The sequence below is a fragment of the Iocasia fonsfrigidae genome (assembly GCF_017751145.1).
GTDB classification, from domain to species: Bacteria; Bacillota; Halanaerobiia; order Halanaerobiales; family DTU029; genus Iocasia; species Iocasia fonsfrigidae.
Genome location: NZ_CP046640.1, coordinates 2,396,362 through 2,413,433, shown reverse-complemented (window position 1 = coordinate 2,413,433; position 17,072 = coordinate 2,396,362). Strand labels below are relative to the sequence as shown.

Annotated in this window: 15 protein-coding genes; 14 read left to right on the top strand and 1 reads right to left on the bottom strand. The window is 36.9% G+C overall.

The window, feature by feature from the left end; translation table 11 throughout:
• Positions 1-4: 4 nt before the first annotated feature.
• Positions 5-2,413 (bottom strand): penicillin-binding protein 1A, encoded by a 2,409-nt coding sequence (locus tag GM661_RS11640; RefSeq protein WP_230866987.1) that lies wholly within the window; start codon positions 2,411-2,413, stop codon positions 5-7.
• A 191-nt stretch (positions 2,414-2,604) separates the two neighbouring features.
• On the opposite strand from GM661_RS11640, the gene tyrS reads away from it, so the two are divergent.
• From tyrS to GM661_RS11570, 14 genes are all read left to right on the top strand, one after another.
• Positions 2,605-3,825 (top strand): tyrosine--tRNA ligase, encoded by a 1,221-nt coding sequence (tyrS, locus tag GM661_RS11635; protein ID WP_230866986.1) that lies wholly within the window; start codon positions 2,605-2,607, stop codon positions 3,823-3,825.
• A 45-nt stretch (positions 3,826-3,870) separates the two neighbouring features.
• Positions 3,871-4,527 carry a sporulation protein YunB gene (gene yunB, locus GM661_RS11630; RefSeq protein ID WP_164522275.1) on the top strand — a complete coding sequence of 219 codons (657 nt, stop codon included), beginning with the start codon at positions 3,871-3,873 and terminating at the stop codon, positions 4,525-4,527.
• Positions 4,528-4,653: 126 nt separating this feature from the next.
• Positions 4,654-5,013 carry a hypothetical protein gene (locus GM661_RS11625; protein WP_230866985.1) on the top strand — a complete coding sequence of 120 codons (360 nt, stop codon included), beginning with the start codon at positions 4,654-4,656 and terminating at the stop codon, positions 5,011-5,013.
• A 21-nt stretch (positions 5,014-5,034) separates the two neighbouring features.
• A complete protein-coding gene (locus GM661_RS11620) occupies positions 5,035-6,063 on the top strand; it encodes an AI-2E family transporter (RefSeq protein WP_230866984.1) in 1,029 nt (342 codons plus the stop codon).
• Between the two features lie 202 nt (positions 6,064-6,265).
• Complete coding sequence (gene alaS / locus GM661_RS11615; RefSeq protein WP_230866983.1) at positions 6,266-8,896, top strand: alanine--tRNA ligase; 2,631 nt, start codon at positions 6,266-6,268, stop codon at positions 8,894-8,896.
• Between the two features lie 102 nt (positions 8,897-8,998).
• Complete coding sequence (locus GM661_RS11610) at positions 8,999-9,265, top strand: IreB family regulatory phosphoprotein (RefSeq protein WP_125990775.1); 267 nt, start codon at positions 8,999-9,001, stop codon at positions 9,263-9,265.
• Between the two features lie 63 nt (positions 9,266-9,328).
• The gene (locus GM661_RS11605; RefSeq protein WP_230866982.1) at positions 9,329-11,419 is read left to right on the top strand and encodes a hypothetical protein; all 2,091 of its coding nucleotides are present in this window, start codon (positions 9,329-9,331) and stop codon (positions 11,417-11,419) included.
• A gap of 64 nt (positions 11,420-11,483) precedes the next feature.
• The gene (locus GM661_RS11600) at positions 11,484-12,725 is read left to right on the top strand and encodes a cell division FtsA domain-containing protein (RefSeq protein WP_230866981.1); all 1,242 of its coding nucleotides are present in this window, start codon (positions 11,484-11,486) and stop codon (positions 12,723-12,725) included.
• Entirely contained in the window at positions 12,706-14,229 is a 1,524-nt protein-coding gene (locus GM661_RS11595; protein WP_230866980.1) for a baseplate J/gp47 family protein, read from the top strand. The genes GM661_RS11600 and GM661_RS11595 overlap by 20 nt, the downstream gene beginning before the upstream one ends.
• A 27-nt stretch (positions 14,230-14,256) precedes the next feature.
• Entirely contained in the window at positions 14,257-14,703 is a 447-nt protein-coding gene (ruvX, locus tag GM661_RS11590) for a Holliday junction resolvase RuvX (protein WP_230866979.1), read from the top strand.
• Positions 14,700-14,969 (top strand): DUF1292 domain-containing protein, encoded by a 270-nt coding sequence (locus GM661_RS11585; RefSeq protein WP_125990770.1) that lies wholly within the window; start codon positions 14,700-14,702, stop codon positions 14,967-14,969. The genes ruvX and GM661_RS11585 overlap by 4 nt, the downstream gene beginning before the upstream one ends.
• Before the next feature lie 149 nt (positions 14,970-15,118).
• Complete coding sequence (locus tag GM661_RS11580) at positions 15,119-15,418, top strand: DUF4258 domain-containing protein (RefSeq protein WP_125990769.1); 300 nt, start codon at positions 15,119-15,121, stop codon at positions 15,416-15,418.
• A gap of 55 nt (positions 15,419-15,473) precedes the next feature.
• Positions 15,474-16,472 carry an endolytic transglycosylase MltG gene (gene mltG, locus GM661_RS11575; RefSeq protein ID WP_230866978.1) on the top strand — a complete coding sequence of 333 codons (999 nt, stop codon included), beginning with the start codon at positions 15,474-15,476 and terminating at the stop codon, positions 16,470-16,472.
• Complete coding sequence (locus GM661_RS11570; protein ID WP_125990767.1) at positions 16,472-17,068, top strand: O-methyltransferase; 597 nt, start codon at positions 16,472-16,474, stop codon at positions 17,066-17,068. The genes mltG and GM661_RS11570 overlap by 1 nt, the downstream gene beginning before the upstream one ends.
• Positions 17,069-17,072: the final 4 nt, after the last annotated feature.

Sequence of the window (17,072 nt, the reverse complement as noted above, 5' to 3'; positions counted from 1 at the left end):
TAGTCTAAAACCTGTTAAAGAAATCCCAGATACTATTTATAAAGTTATCTGTTTCTCCGTGTAGATCACAATACTGGGTAGGTTTTGTTTCATAGATTACCTGCCCGGTTTCATCCCTCTCAGGAACACCTGTTTCAGGGTCAATTTTCTGAACAGGTTCCCCGGCAGCAACATGATAAACACCTTCAATAAGTTCCTCATCTTCAGGGTCTTTATCCTTGTCAGCTTTCTGTTTGAAATGAATTGTGGCAGGTCCTACCCGGTAGCCGCTATCAACAAAATATTCATATTCTACTATATTTTCTTCCGGACAGTTGGCTGTAGCCAGCAAACCACTCTCTTTATCAATGCTAAGCTTTTCAGTTGCCTGATGGAGTGATTCTACCTCTGTTGGTACATTTCCTTTTCTGAATATTTCCTGAACAGTCCTAGGGGTATATTCATTAGGCAGTAAGCCAGTAACTGGGTCTACCTCAGCTTTAGTAATATTAGCTGGAACCTTGAAGTCTTTTACAGGCATATCTTTAACCGCTTCCCGCATATAATTACCCCATAACCTGACTGCCTCTGAACTAGATACTATCCGCCCACCACTGCCTTCAGGGAAGAGGTAGTTTCCCTGTTCATCCTTTTGATTATATTCCATAGGAGTTACATTATCCTCACCGATCCAGACACTGGTAACCAGGTCTGGTGTAAAACCGACAAACCAGGCATCAGAATATCCATTTGTTGTACCAGTTTTACCAGCAACAGCCCGTCTGTTAATCCTTGCCCTCCAACCTGTTCCGTTGTTAACTACTGATTGAAGCATATTAGTCATAATATAAGCAGTATCTTCTTTGAGGACAATTTTTTTGCGAGGATGTGCTTCATAGATTACATTGTCATTTTTATCCAGGACTTTGGTAACAGCAATTGGTTCAACCAAGATACCCTGATTAGCAAAAATTCCATAGGCTGAGGCCATTTCTAGGGGTGTAACACCTCTGGTTAATCCACCTAGGGCCAGTGAAAGATGTTCTTTATTGCCATCTGCTGTTTCAAAGGTTGATATCCCCATTTCTTTAGTAGTATTAATTGTATTATCAACACCAACCTCCTGGAGTAATTTGACTGCTGCTACATTAATAGAATGATTAAGGGCTGTTCTCAAACTAACATACCCCCTGTACTCCTTTGCAGTATTATTCGGCCAGATTCTTAGAGACTTCCCTTTTTCACTTTTGGCTAACATAGGCATATCATTGACTACATAGGAGGTAGTATAGCCATTTTTAATAGCTGTAGTGTAAACAAAGGGTTTGAAGGCTGAACCAGGTTGGCGTACTGCCTGAACTGCACGGTTAAATTGATCATTCCCTCTGCCTCCCAGCATAGCCCGGATTGCTCCAGTAGTGGGGTCAATGCTAATTATAGCCATCTGCGGTTGTAGTTTATCAGCAGTGTTTTCCCGTTCAACACTGGGGATATATTTATCCTTAAGGGCACTGGTGACAGCGTCTTCGGCTGCCTTTTGCATGATAGGGTCAAGAGTAGTATAGACCTTTAGGCCTCCATCATACACTAACTGAGCACCAAAACGATCAATCAATTGATCCCTGATATAACGAATAAAATAAGGGGCCAGTTCTTCTTGTTTTAGTTCCTTAGAGCGGAGCTTAACTTCATATTGTTTAGCCTCTTGTGCTTTCTTCTCTGTGATATAACCTACTTCCTGCATGCGATTAAGCACTATATTGCGCCGCCTAATGGCCTCATCAAAATTATTAAAAGGAGAATAATAATTAGGTGATTTTGGCAGGCCGGCAATTAAAGCTGACTCACTTAGATTTAATTCCCAGACATGTTTATTAAAATATTGCTGGGCAGCTATTTCAACACCATAGGCACTATGTCCTAGGTAAATTTCATTTAAATACATTTCAAGTATTTCTGGTTTGGTATAATGTCTTTCAAATTGTAATGCTAGATAGGCCTCCTGAATCTTACGGTAATAAGATACATTCTGTCTATTTAAGAGGGCATTACCTGCTAATTGCTGGGTAATAGTGCTAGCCCCTTGTGGTCGTGAACCTAGGTTGCTGATATTGGTAATAACCGCCCTGATGATTCCCCAGAAATCAACACCATGGTGAACATAAAAATTAGTATCTTCTACAGCAATAATAGCATTTTTAAGGTCGGCCGGAATCTGTTCCAGGGGGACGCTGGTTCTATTTTGCCGATATAATTTAGTCAAAAGTTGCCCATCAGCACTATAAATCATACTGGCTTCATTAGTGCCTTTGTAACTAGATATATCAGGAGTGTCCTGTATAATCCAGGTTATAGCGCCGATAGAAATACCAAAAATCAAGGCAAATAAAAGGATGATTGACGCTATAATTATCTGGCGTTTACTTTTAGCCATTGCTTGTCCTCCTCTCAATATTATTACCTATTATAACATAAAACCACCCAAAATTATACCCCCCTTGTTACCTATAACTCTATCTGTTATAATATAATAGAAACTTTTACATAGGAATTTATTTTTTAAAAAATTTTAAGGGTTATTATGAAGGGGGGTTTACCTGGTAATAGTTTACCAGGTGTAGATAGTTGAATATACAAAAACAGCTAAAAATATTAACAAGAGGGGTTAAGGATTTAATATCAAAAAAAGAATTAGAAGAGAAGTTAATAAAGGCCGATAAAGAGGGTAGACCTTTACGGGTTAAACTGGGTCTTGATCCCAGTGCACCTGATATTCATTTAGGACATACAGTTGTACTGCGCAAACTAAAGCAATTTCAGGACCTGGGACATGAGGTATATCTTATAATAGGTGATTTTACTGGTCGGATTGGTGATCCAAGCGGTAAATCTCAAACCAGAAAACAACTGAGCGAAGAGGAAGTCCAGGAAAATGCCCGGACATATCAGGAACAATTTGCCAAACTACTTGATGAAGATAAAACTAAACTGGTTTTTAATGGTTCATGGTTAGGTGAGCTTAAGTTTGCGGATGTTATAGACCTTTCCTCCAAGTATACGGTTGCTCGTATGCTGGAGAGGGAGGATTTTTCCAATCGTTTTAGTAATGAAAAGGCAATTAGTGTTCATGAATTTTTCTATCCTTTAATGCAGGGTTATGATTCTGTAGCTATAAAAGCAGATGTTGAACTTGGTGGAACAGATCAGCGCTTTAATCTCCTGGTTGGCCGGGATTTACAACGAGAGTATGGACAGGAACCGCAGGTTGTAATGATGATGCCGATACTTGAGGGTTTAGATGGTGTCAATAAAATGAGTAAAAGCCTGGGTAATTACATTGGTGTAAATGATAGTCCTAATGATATGTATGGTAAGGTGATGTCTATTCCAGATGATTTAATAAGTAGATATTTTGAATTATTGACTGATCTCCCTGAAGATGAATTAAAGGAAATTAAGCAGAGTCTTGCCCAAGGTCAGCTTAATCCCATGAAATATAAAAAGCAATTAGCTTTAACAATAGTCGAGCAGTATCATGGAAAGACTGCAGCAGATGAGAGTGCAGCAGAATTTGACCGGGTTTTTTCAGAGGGTAAACTCCCTGAAGATATACCTGAATTTACCATCAAAGAGAGTGAACTTGAGGATGGTAAGATGTGGATAGTTAATCTTATTGCCAGGACTGGGCTTTTAAGTAGTAATAGTGAGGCTCGTCGGATGATAAAACAGGGGGCAGTTTCAATAAATGATGAGAAACAGGAGAAGATAAATATTGATGCTGATGTGACAGATGGTATGATTATTCAAATTGGTAAGCGGCGTTTTGCTAAAGTGAAAATTGATTAACACATTTCCCCCTTTCTGCATAGGATAGTAGAAGGGGGGATTGTTTTGTTTTTAAATAATTTTTCAATCTGTAAAATACTAATAGTGTTTATTATTTTACTACTGCTTTTTTTTATATTTCTACATAATACTATCACCCCTATATTTTTTAGTCTGGCTGAGGTTGAAGCGGTGAAGATTGCTAATAGTGCCATAAATGAGGCAGTTGACCTGGGGGCAGAAAAAGTTGATTATCAGGATATGATTGATTATGTTTATAATAAGAGTGGTGATGCTATTGTACTAATGCAGCCTAACACTAAAAATATTAATAAATTCACCTCCAGTATATCATTAAGAATTCAGGAAAAGTTAGCAGAGGCCAGTCAGGAAACAGTCTCTGTTCCACTGGCACAGATATTTGGCATTGAGCTTCTAGCAGGTTTTGGGCCGAAACTGGAAGCTAGAATAATACCTGCTGGTTTTACTGAACCACCTAAAATCAAGGACAGTTTCACTTCTGCCGGGATTAATCAGACCCGTCATAAGATTTATCTTGATGTAGCTGCTCAAATAAAGTTGATAGTACCCTTTAAAAGTCATAGTGTTGATATACATGCTGATATTCCGGTAACAGAGGTAGTTATACTCGGTAAGGTTCCACAGGTTTACGTTGGCATTGATGGGGAGGGTTTGTCTGGTATTTTAAAAGGGAGTCAGTAGGCTTCCTTATTTTAGTTTAAAATACTGTATTAAGGGGATAATAGGTAAAGAACTATATACAGGGGGTGTCTACCTATCAATAGAGATGGCTTTTGGAGTGGTGTTTTTTTTGGCGGTCTCTTGAGCTTGACTGTTTTTTTCCTTACTCAGAAAAAAAAAGCGACAGGGGAAAAGAAAGATGGGGAAAAAGATGATACTGAAACTGGAGTTGATAAGGGAAGTAATGATAAGGAAACAGCAGATAATGGAGAAGGAAATGATGAAACAGGTTTTAATAGAATAAAGAAAGTAGCCAGTGAGGAAGATTCGGAAAAAACTGGTGATCAAAAAAAAGAGCTCAGAAATTCCCAGGAAGAGGCAAAAAAAAAGGCAGCTAAAGAGGGTGAGTTTATCGGTAAGGAGATTACCAGTAAAATAAGTTTTGGGAAAAAAATAAACCAGCTTGAAGAGGCCTTAAAAAAACTGAGGGAAGAGAGTACACAATAAAACCAGGGGTTGAAATACTATATGGAAATAGAGAAAAAGGATTTTAAAATAATAATTATGCTCCTTTTAACATGGGGCATAATTTATTTTTTAATGAGTGTAAAGACAGCTGTGATTCCTTTTGTATTTGGTATTATACTGGCCTATCTCTTTTATCCTATTGTATGTTTTTTAAGGGAAAGGAATGTATCACGGTCCTGGGCAATTTATATCTTACTGCTTCTATTTCTGTTAATGTGTAGTTTTATTGCTTTAATAATGCTCCCCCTTTTTATTAATGAACTTGAGGGTTTAACACAGAGTATACCGGAGTATATAAGAACTATTGATGAATATATTAGTTATCTAAATCGTGAATATCACCGTATACAACTGCCAGTAGTGATCAAAGAGGTAATAGATGGGACATTATCAAGGCTGGAAGAACAGATGATTGCTTTTATACAAAATATTACAGAAATAATAATAAATTCACTGTCAATACTTATAAGTTTAGTAATAGCCCCATTTATAACTTATTATATATTAAAAGATCTGCCCAAGATTAAAAGAGAGATCATAAAAATAATACCTGCTGACAGAAAACAGCTTTTCCTGGAAGTGGGTAGAGAATTAAACAAAATGTTTATTGCTTATTTGAGGGGACAGATCTGGATCAGCATAATTGTAGGGTTTTTAACAGGAATAAGTCTTTTTATTTTAAAACTGAAGTTTTTTACAATTTTAGCAGTTATAGCAACCTTCAGTAATATGATTCCCTTTATTGGTCCCTTTATAGGTGCAGTACCTGCTGTCTTTATAGCATTAAGGGTTTCAATGAGCAAGGCGCTTATTGTTGCTTTAATCTATTTTGTAATACAACAGCTGGAAAGTAGTATTATTAGCCCTAAAATAATGAGTGAAAATGTTGGAATACATCCTCTGGGGATTATATTTTCTCTATTAGTGGGGGCAGAATTAATGGGTGTCTGGGGTTTGATTTTTGCTGTCCCAATAGCAGGGACTATTAAGGTAGTCTTTAAATTAATCATCAGGGGTCTGGAATATTGACATTTACTGTATCAGTACAATTGACAAATAATCTGATTTTTAGTATCATTTATTATAACTAAGGCTCTTTCATAATAGATTTTTTGCAGGGCAACCTTAATGTATGATACCGGGAGTGCTGGGTCAGTGCAATAATCAATTATGCAATACGCTTAACTGTGAAATTACATATAAGTGGAATAATTAAGGGGGACAAATAAGGATGTCAATGACAGGCAATGAAATAAGACAGGCTTACCTGGATTTTTTTAAAGATAAGGGGCATTTAATTATGCCGAGTGCACCGCTAATACCACAGGATGATCCGAGTATACTGTGGATTAATGCTGGTATGGCACCATTTAAACCATATTTTGATGGACGTAAAACAGCACCAAGAAATAGGATTGCCACCAGTCAAAAATGTATCAGAACCAATGATATTGAAAACGTAGGTAAAACAGTCAGACACCATACATTTTTTGAGATGCTGGGTAATTTTTCTTTTGGTGATTATTTTAAAGAAGAGGCTATTTCCTGGGCCTGGGAATTTGTAACTGAAGTATTAAAATTGCCTGAGGAGAGATTATGGATTACTATCTATCAAAATGATGATGAAGCCTTTCAGATCTGGCATAATAAAATAGGTCTTAGTGAAGACAGGATAATACGTATGGGCAAAAAGGATAATTTCTGGGAGATAGGAACTGGGCCTTGCGGCCCCTGCTCTGAGATACATTATGATAGGGGAGAAGAGTATGGAACAGGTGATGAGGATGTAATTGGTGGTGAAGGTGACCGCTTTCTGGAGATATGGAACCTTGTCTTTACTCAGTATGATAAATCTGAGGATGGAGAATATCTTCCACTGCCGAATAAGAACATTGATACAGGAATGGGTTTAGAGAGGGTTGCCTCTATCTTACAGGATTGCGAATCTAATTATGAAACAGATCTATTAAAACCAATGATAGAATATATAGCAAAGGATACTGGTATTAATTATACTAGAGATGAAGATACTATTACTGCTTTCAGGGTTATTGCTGACCATATCAGGGGTATTACTATGGCAGTATTTGATGGTGCTTTACCGAGCAATGAGGGCCGGGGATATGTTATTCGCCGTATTTTGAGGAGGGCTGTACGTTATGCTGGGAAACTAGGTTATCAAGAACCCTTTTTGTACCGTATGGTTCCAGTAGTAATAGACACACTGGCTGCTGGGTACCCTGAATTATCTGTTAAGGAAGAGCATATCAGTAGGATTGTTAAAGCTGAGGAGGAAAGGTTTTTACAGACCCTTGACCAGGGTTTATCCATTATTCAGGAGATGTTAGGGAAATTAAAGGCAAGTAATCAGAATACACTATCAGGCAAAGATGCCTTTAAATTATATGATACATATGGATTTCCCCTTGATTTAACTAAGGATATTCTGGAAGAAGCGGATTTTTCCATTGATGAAGATGAATTTAAAAAAGAGATGGAAAAACAACGGGAAAGGGCACGTTCTGCCAGAGAGGATATAGGCTTTAGCGGAATCGGGAATGAAATACTCTATAGCAAATTAAAGAAAGACCTGTCAGGGACTAATTTTGTTGGTTATGGTGATTTAAAAAACGAGGCAGAAATTCTTGCTATAATTAAAGATGGTAAATCTGTTGATAGGCTACAGAGTGGTGAAAAGGGAGAGGTAATCCTTAATCAGACACCTTTTTATGCTGAGAGTGGAGGCCAGATTGGTGATCAAGGGATACTAAGAACAGCTGAAAATATAGCTGAGGTCTTTGATACCAGGAAAAAGGCAGAATTAATAGTCCATAGTGTTGAGGTTAAAAAAGGGGTAATCAAACAGGGCAGTTCTGTTGAAACTAGGGTTTATGCTGACCTGAGAAAAGCTACTGCCCGTAATCATTCAGCAACACACCTGCTTCATAAGGCTTTAAAAGAGGTACTTGGTGAACATGTTAATCAGTCTGGTTCACTGGTTGAAGCAAATAGACTGCGTTTTGATTTTAATCATTTCTCTGCAATGACTGCTGTTGAGCTTGATGGAGTAGAAAAAAAGGTTAACCAGGTTATTCTGGAGAATCTCAGAGTGGAGACTATAGAGACTGAAATAGATAAAGCACGTGAAATGGGAGCAACTGCCCTTTTTGGGGAGAAATATGGTAAAAATGTCCGGGTCGTTACTATGGGGGACTATAGCAGAGAATTATGTGGTGGAACACATATTGCTTGGACAGCTGAGATTGGTTCATTTAAGATTATTAGTGAGGGAAGTGTTGCAGCTGGAATTAGAAGAATTGAAGCGGTGACAGGTATGGAGGTAATTAATTATGTCAATAAAGAAAGGGAATTAATAGCTGAGACTGCTTCTTTACTGAAAACTGACCGGTCCAGGCTTTTAGAGAGGGTTAAAGCACTGTTAAATCAGCAGAAAGAACTTGAAAATGAAGTGAAGTCAATGAAAGATAGATTAGCAAATTTGAAAGTAGATGATCTGTTAAATAATATACAAGAAATTAATGGTATTTCCTTGCTCACTGCTGGATTAAAAGGTATTGATAATGAGGGTTTACGTAAATTATCTGACCAGTTAAATTCCAGGATGGGTTCAGGGGTAATTGTCCTTGCTTCTGACCTGGGCCAGAAGGTTATTTTTGTAGCTTCAGTTAGTGAAGACCTGCTCAGTAAGGGTTATCATGCTGGGAAACTTATTGGCCAGGTTGCCAGGATAGCAGGTGGAGGTGGAGGCGGCCGCCCGGATATGGCTCAGGCAGGTGGACAAAAGGTTGAAAAGATTCCAGAGGCTTTAGCCGAGGCAAAAAAAATAATTGAAAATAAGTAAATTAAAGAGGAATTAGCAGGGTAACAAAGAATATTATAAATAACATAATAATTAATTTAGGAAAAGTTAAAGCCTGGCTGGCTTAAAAAAGGAAGTGATTTGATGCCTGAAGATAATCTTAATGATAAGACAATGAGGTTTAAATTAAACAAAGAAGAGTTAAGTGAAACGGGCTATGTAATAAAAAAGGTTTATAAGGCATTGGAGAATAAGGGGTATAATCCTATCAATCAGATTGTTGGTTATTTGCTATCTGGTGACCCTGCATATATCACCAGTTATAATGATGCCAGGACTATGGTCAGGACAATTGAAAGAGATGATATCATAGAAGAACTTTTAAGGAATTACCTCCAGGAATTATTGTAATACCTGGAATAGGATTGGCCTTTTTATGGTATACTTAAGGAAAAAGAAGGAGTAAGGACAGGAATGAAGAGATTACTGTTTTTTCTCTCTGCCTTAACACTTTTTCTCCTACCAGGCATTGCTCAGGGGGCAGAACAACCACAGGTAATCTGGCTTATTACCGATAAATTGAGCCTGGATGAGCTCAACTCTGCTAAAACACCAAATATAGATTATTTACAAAAAAAAGGTGCTTTTAGTTTAATGAATGTCCGGACAGCAGGACGTTTGCAAACTGAAAGTGCCTATTTATCTGCTGGCGCCGGAAAAAAATGTCTGGAAAGTAAATATTCTCAAACGGGAAGAAATATTGGTTCTGCTGTCTTGAATAATCAAATTTCCTTAATTAAAGAAGATAATAAGGGGAATAACTATAACCCGGAAATTGGTTTATGGGGAAAAATTGCCCGAGAAAATGACCTTAAAATAGCTGTACTGGGTAATAGTGATACATACTGGAATGAAAAGAGAACAGTAGTTGCCATGCTTATGGATGAAAATGGTTATATCCCCCGGGGTGATGTTGGTAAGGATTTATTAACAAGCCTGGAATTAAGCAAATATCCCTGGGGATACCAGACAAACTGGCAGGCTATAAAAAAGCGTTATTATCAGTATACCAGTTTAGTTGATGCTTTGGTAATTGAAACCGGGGATCTAAGCAGGATAGAGGAGTTCAGAGGGCAGCTGCCAGTTGATATGATTAACTTTGAGAAACAAAAGGCTCTGGAAAGGGTTGATAGCTTTCTGGGGTTTTTATTAACACAACTTGATCTGACTGAAACTCAGATAGGAATAATAGTACCTACCCCCCCTGATAAGATGATCAGGCAGGGTGCCAGATTGAGTTGGCTCCTGCTGGCAGGGAGAAATATCTGTCCAGGTTATTTATCAACATCAACAACCCGTAGAAAAGGGGTTATCAGGATTACTGACCTGCTGTCAATCTTTATGTTGACTAATGGTATTAAACAGGAGATGAAAATAATTTCTTACCCAGGCAAATTTAGCTGGTCTGAATTAAAACTCTTAAATAAAAGGATTACTCTGATTTCTAAATTTCGGCCTGTATTTATCAAAGGATTTATTTTGTTACAACTTTTATTAATTATAATTGCTATTTTGGGGATTGTTTGGGGTAAGTTTAAAACTTTTAGCATAATTAACTTTATATCTGAATATCTTTTAATAGCAGTATTGTTTGTACCCTTCAATTATCTTATCATCTCTAACCTACCTATCCTTACAGCATTTGCGATGATATTTTCACTCCTATTTTTAACCTTAGTTGAGTTAATAGTCGTGGAAGGTTTAATACGGCATTATTTATATAGAGTAGTGTTTATTGCTCTGCTTACAATACTTACTATAGGTTATGACCTTTTTCATGATTATTCTTTAATGGCTGATTCATTACTGGGGTATTCTTCAATAATTGGTGCTCGCTTTTATGGAATTGGTAATGAATATATGGGAATATTTATTGGGGGTTTTTTGATCTCTTTTACTGGCTTAATAGAAATAATCAGGGATTATAAGAATGGGATAGAAAAATATTTAATACCAGCTGCTGTGCCTATATTTTTGTCAATAGTTTATCTAATCGGATCTCCAACCCTGGGAGCAAATTTTGGTGGGATGGTTACCTTTCTTTTGGCAGGAGGAATAACATATTATTACCTGAGTGGTAAAAAAAATGTTTTTAGGATTATACTGCTGTCTTTAATAGTATTTCTGCTAATTATTTATCTGGATTATAGTGGCTTTTTGAGAATAAGGAGTCATATTGGCCAGGCGGTTTTTAGAATAATTCAGGGGGACTGGCAGTATATATTATTAGTGATAAAACGAAAATTAAGTATGAATCTCAAATTATTAAGATGGACAATCTGGACCAGGGTAATATTTGCTTTTATTATTTATCTCTTATTTGTTTTCAAAAAACCTGGTCCTAGATTAAAAGATCTCTTTATAAAAAGACCTTATCTTAAAGCAGGTTTCTTCGGCGGGCTTGCCGGTAGTATAGTTACTATTTTGGTAAATGATTCCGGTGTAGTTGCTTCTGCAACAATACTTTTTTTTCCCATGTTAACACTATTATATTTATATAAATAATTATCCTTATATTGGTAATAATATAGGAGAAACATGGTAATAATATATCATGGAGGGTGAGAAAATGGGTATATTAAATTCTATACTAGCCAAAAAGAAGAAGAGTTATTTTTCACATCGTTTGATTCTTGACATAGGTACAGAATATTTAAAGGCAGCTATTATTGAGTATAATAATGATGAGAAAAATATTTTAGGTTTCAGCAGGGTTAAACAGGATTATGGTAATATGGATGGAGGGGCAATTACAAATATAGTTGGTGTAGTTAAAACAGCCAGAAAAGCGGTCAAAGGGGCTGAAAACTACACACCATACCGACCCAGGGAAATGGTTAGTGGTATTGCTGGTGAATTTGTCAAAGGAGTGTTGATTTCTGTTAAACAAGCTCGCAGTAATTCAGATAAAAAAATAAATTACAAGGAATTAAATGAGTTGATTGAGAGGGGCCGGGAAAAGGCTTACCAGCAAGCCCTTAAAAAGGCAGCAGAGGAAACAGGAGTAAGTGATATTAAACTTGAATTGATACACTACTCCCTGGTTGAGGTTAAGATAGATGGATACCGGGTAAATAATCCTTATCAATTTCAGGGTAATAATCTTAATCTTGTGGTTTTTTATACCTTTGCACCGCTGGTTCAGCTTGGTGCTATTCGGACTATTGCCAGGGAATTAAATTGCAAACTTGTAGGTACTGTGGCAGAACCTTATGCAGTAGCTCAGGGTATTATGAATAATGAGTCATATGAGTTTGGGGCCATAATAATTGATATTGGTGGAGGAACAACTGATCTTGCATTGCTCAGAAATGGTGGTGTAGAGGGGACAAAGATGTTTGCTATGGGGGGGCGTGCTTTTACCCGTACTCTGGCCAGGAATCTACATGTTTCACTGCAAGAGGCAGAAGCTATTAAATTAAGTTATTCCAAACGAAAGCTAAGTAATTATTATAAACAGGTAGACAAATTAATAAAAGGGGATTTACAGATATTATATCAGGGTATTGAGTTTTCACTACACGAATTAGCAGCCGGGGAGCCGCTACCTGCTAATATTTATTTCTGTGGTGGGGGTAGTGGTTTAAAGGGATTGATAGAGGGTTTTAGTATATTAAATCTACAGGAATGTCTCCCCTTTATTCAAAAACCGCTTATAAAACTGCTAAACGGACAGAATATTGCTAAAATATCTGATAATAATAGACTCCTGACAGGTGTTGAACATACAACTCCGCGTTCTCTTGCCTTATATGGAGCTAAACTAGATAATTATGAAGGGATGGTTTATCTTGAAAGTAAGGGGCTATAGGGTTTTTTATATAGATGAAGAAGAAGGAGTTAGGGACTTAATAGAATTAATCAGGACTACCCCTGTTGATAAACTTGCACTTGTGATACGTAATGGTTTATTAATTTTAAATAGTACAGTTAATTTAAAATTAATTAAAAAATATGCTGATAGGTATAAAAAAGAAATTATTTTTATCAATCCAGACCCTGTTTTAGCTGATAAGGTAATTAGCTCTAATTTTGTAATCTATCCTGACCTCAATGCTCTGGAAAGAAATATTCCCTTTCAGGCAGAAGCCGCAGGAAAAGAACAAAACTTTGATGATAATGATGACAGTTTAGGAAAGGAAAAGAGGGGAAATGTTTTTTCAGCTTTAATGGGTGTTTTTCTTTGTTTGCTGATCCTAGTTATGGCCTATTTTTATTTTCTATATCCTACTGTAATAATTGAAATAAGACCAGTAGTAAAAGAGATGAACTATCAATTTAATATTGCCGGCTCTACCAGCCTTACCAGGATTGACTGGGATAGTAAAAGACTACCTATCCACCAGACTGAGGTAGAGATTACTGGGGAAGATGAAGTAAAAACTACTGGAATTAGACTTCTTGGGGAGACAAAATCATCAGGTATAGTTAAAATTATTAATGAGCGGTCTGAGGATGTAAGAATACCGGCTGCTACTTGGCTAAGTACCTCTGACGGAAAAAAATATCAGACTTTAGAGGAGCTTGTCGTACCAAAGCTAACAGTGGATTATTTAATGGATGTAGCTGTAGGTATGAAGGCTGGTATGGGTGAGGTTAGAATTGAGGCCTTAGAAAAAGGTAGTACTGCTAATGTTGGTATTGGGAGAATTAATACCTTTGTCCATAAATTAGAAGACATCCATGTTATTAACCCTGAACCGACAAGTGGTGGTAGGGATAAAAGGATACCCTTTGTTACTGAAAATGATCTAGCTAGTTTAAAGTCAAGTATTAAAGAAGAATTAGAATCAAAACTGGTTACCAGGATGTATAAAAAATTGGGAGGGAATTATTACATCATTGAAGAGGGCTTGAGCTATTCTAAACCTGAGATTAATTTTAATCATCAGGTAGGTGATGAGGCTGACACACTTAAGGCAACAGCGAGTTTAACCGCTAGTGGGTATTTAATAAGGAATAATGAATTAGATAGGCTGGCCACCAGAATAATCCAGGATAAACTAGATAATAATATGCAGTTAATGAGTTCAGGTGTTAATATTACTGAACTTAAACTTGAAGATGCTGGTCAGGGAATGTATAATATAACAATGGGGTTACTGGCACCTGTTATACCTGCTATTGATACAGATGATTTAGCTGATAGTTTACTTGGTATGGATATTGCCGCTGCCAGGGATTTCTTAAAAGGATATTCTAATATAAATGATTTCAATATTAAGACAGAGCAGAGTAAATTACCAAGGCTTGGTTTTGCTATTAAAGTTGTGGTTATGGAGCCTGATAGTCTGGCGGTTTTTGGTTTGCAATAGTTATAAGAATTTTGGGGGTTATAGTAATTGCGGATAATGGGTCTTGATTATGGTGATAAAACAATAGGTGTGGCAATTAGTGATGTCCTGGGTCTGACAGCCCAGAGTAAAGGGGTTATTCGGCGCAAAAATCTTACAGAAGACTTTATTAAATTACAGGACTATCTTGAGGAGTATCAAATAACAGAGATTGTGGTAGGCTTTCCTATAAATATGAATGGAACCCTGGGTCCAAGGGTAGAAAAGACAAATCAATTTGTAAATTTTCTACGGAAAAGGGTAGATATTCCAGTCAACTTATGGGATGAAAGGCTGACTACTGTAGCAGCAGAAAGAGTACTTCTGGAGGCAGACTTAAGCCGGAGTAAGCGTAAGGATGTAATTGATGCTGTGGCAGCAGCCCTGATATTACAGGGTTATCTTGACTTGAAGAATAGGAAAAAAAACAAGGAAAAGAGGGGGAAGAGTATATGAATAAAGAAGGGACTTTTTGGATCAATGAAAAAGAAGGACAATTAATTATAAATGATGGAGAAAATGAAGAAAAATATGTGATAGAAGAGGAGTTAAATCTTGACAGTCAGCGCTATTTTATTATGGTCCCGGCTGAAAATGCGGATGATGAAGAACAGGAAGCCTTTGTTATGAAATTGATTGGTAACGAAGGTGAAGAGGTTTTAGCACATATTGATAATGATGAAGAATTTGCTAAAGTGAGACAGGCTTATTTAGAGTTATAGTAAAATTACATAATAGACTAATAATTGGAGTCCTTAAGGGGCTCTTTTTTGTTCCTCAATAGCATAGTTAATTGCTCTCAATTTTTGACAGTATAAGTTTTTCTTATCTGGAAATAATGTTATTAAGAGAAACTAGAGGGGGGCTAATTATGTTATTGGCTGAGTTTAGTATTATTGATTATGGTTTCAGGATTGAAACTACTACACATGCTTTAAGAAGGATGAAGGAGAGGGATATTAATCCGGCTGTGGTAGGAGAGGTAATTAAAGGACTTGATTATAAGATTATGTTTTATAATAATAGTGGTGAAGAGATAGCTATAATTGATAAGGGGCATGATATTGCGGTGATAATAGAGGTTAGATTGTATAAAGTAGTGGTTATTACAGTAATTGATAGGTCTAATATACATATTAAAGAAGGAACACTTTTAGAACAAATTGCATGAAGAGCGCAGCTTTGATATAATATTCCTATTCCAGAGTTAAAAGGGAGAGGGAATAGTGAAAAGAGCTGGTATAATATTCTTTTTATTTGTGATCTTAATTACTGTGGTATTTCAAATAAGTTATTTGATGGGACCGGTAGATAGAAATGCTGAAAGGTTTATTTCTTTAAGGGTTAAACCGGGTACAACAAGCCGGGAACTGGGGGAGATACTTGAGAATCTCGGGCTTATAAGGTCAAAATTGTTTTATAATGTAGTAATGGCCCTGACTGGTTATGATAGTAAATTGAAGGCAGGCTTATATGATATTAAACCATCATATAATATGATGGAGATAATTTCTTTACTTGTTGAAGGTAGGATTGCAACATATAAAGTAACTATTCCGGAAGGCTTTTCTGTTGAAGAGATAGCTGAGCGATTGGCAGAGGTAACATTATATAATAAAGAAACATTTCTCCAGAAAGCTAATTTGTCATTTAATAAACCATATTTACAGGAATCTACCAGTAATATCCGGTATGTACTTGAAGGTTTTCTCTATCCAGATACCTATGTTATTCCCCGGGAATATAAACCTGAACAGATATTTAAACTTATGCTGGAAGAATTTGAACGGCGCTGGTGGGACAAATTACAGGACAGCTCTCTAGCCAGTAAATATTCACCATATGAAATAATGATTATTGCTTCTCTAATAGAAGAAGAGGCTAGAATCAAGGAAGAAAAACCCCTGGTTTCTGCTGTGATATATAATAGACTTAAAAAGAGAATGCCACTGCAGATAGATGCCAGTATTCAATATAGTCTTCCTGCCCGTAAAGAAAGGGTCTTGTATTCAGATTTACAGGTGGTATCAAGATATAATACTTACCGCCATTATGGTTTGCCCCCTGGGCCGATATGCAGCCCAGGTGATGATTCTATTGAGGCTGCTCTGAAACCAGCTGAGAAAAATTATCTCTTTTATTTTGCCCTGGAAGACGGCAGTCATAAGTTCTCCAGAACCTATCATAAACATATTAAACTACAACAGGAGTTGAAGGGTAACTGATGGATGATCTTACCTATGTATTAAGGGATATAGAGGAAAAGGCCCGCCAGGAATATCTCCCGATTATAAGCCCTGAGGTGGGTAAGTTTTTAAGGATATTGGTACAAATTAAGAGACCAGAAAGGATTCTGGAGGTGGGTACAGCAACTGGGTATTCTACTATCTGGCTGGCCAGGGCCGCAGGTCAGGGTGTTGAACTTGTTACGATAGAGAGGGATGAAGAAAGGGCAGAAAGGGCAAAAAAAAATTTCCATAAAGCCGGGATTTCGGGACAGGTAAATTTGAAGATAGGTGATGCCCTTGAAATCCTGCCACTTTTAAGGCGCAGTTTTGATATGGTATTTATTGATGCAGCCAAGGGTCAGTATTTAAATTATTTGGAAGCGGTATTAGAACTGCTACCTTCTGGTGGGGTGATCATAGCTGATAATGTACTTTACCGCGGTTATGTAAGAAAAAAGGGTTTGATTAAACATAAAAGAAGGACAATGGTAAATAGACTCAAAGAATATATTGATGTAATTATGAACCATGAATTACTGGAATCTACTATACTCCCATGGGGGGATGGTCTTGCTATTAGTGTTAGGAGGTAAGGGA

What these genes read in the sequence shown, in the direction of transcription:
- GM661_RS11640 (WP_230866987.1), bottom strand. Translation starts at nt 2,413, where the DNA reads ATGGCTAAAAGTAAACGCCAGATAATTATAGCGTCAATCATCCTTTTA.
- GM661_RS11620 (WP_230866984.1), top strand. Translation starts at nt 5,035, where the DNA reads ATGGAAATAGAGAAAAAGGATTTTAAAATAATAATTATGCTCCTTTTA.
- GM661_RS11580 (WP_125990769.1), top strand. Translation starts at nt 15,119, where the DNA reads ATGTTATTGGCTGAGTTTAGTATTATTGATTATGGTTTCAGGATTGAA.
- GM661_RS11600 (WP_230866981.1), top strand. Translation starts at nt 11,484, where the DNA reads ATGGGTATATTAAATTCTATACTAGCCAAAAAGAAGAAGAGTTATTTT.
- GM661_RS11570 (WP_125990767.1), top strand. Translation starts at nt 16,472, where the DNA reads ATGGATGATCTTACCTATGTATTAAGGGATATAGAGGAAAAGGCCCGC.
- GM661_RS11585 (WP_125990770.1), top strand. Translation starts at nt 14,700, where the DNA reads ATGAATAAAGAAGGGACTTTTTGGATCAATGAAAAAGAAGGACAATTA.
- alaS (WP_230866983.1), top strand. Translation starts at nt 6,266, where the DNA reads ATGTCAATGACAGGCAATGAAATAAGACAGGCTTACCTGGATTTTTTT.
- GM661_RS11605 (WP_230866982.1), top strand. Translation starts at nt 9,329, where the DNA reads ATGAAGAGATTACTGTTTTTTCTCTCTGCCTTAACACTTTTTCTCCTA.
- GM661_RS11610 (WP_125990775.1), top strand. Translation starts at nt 8,999, where the DNA reads ATGCCTGAAGATAATCTTAATGATAAGACAATGAGGTTTAAATTAAAC.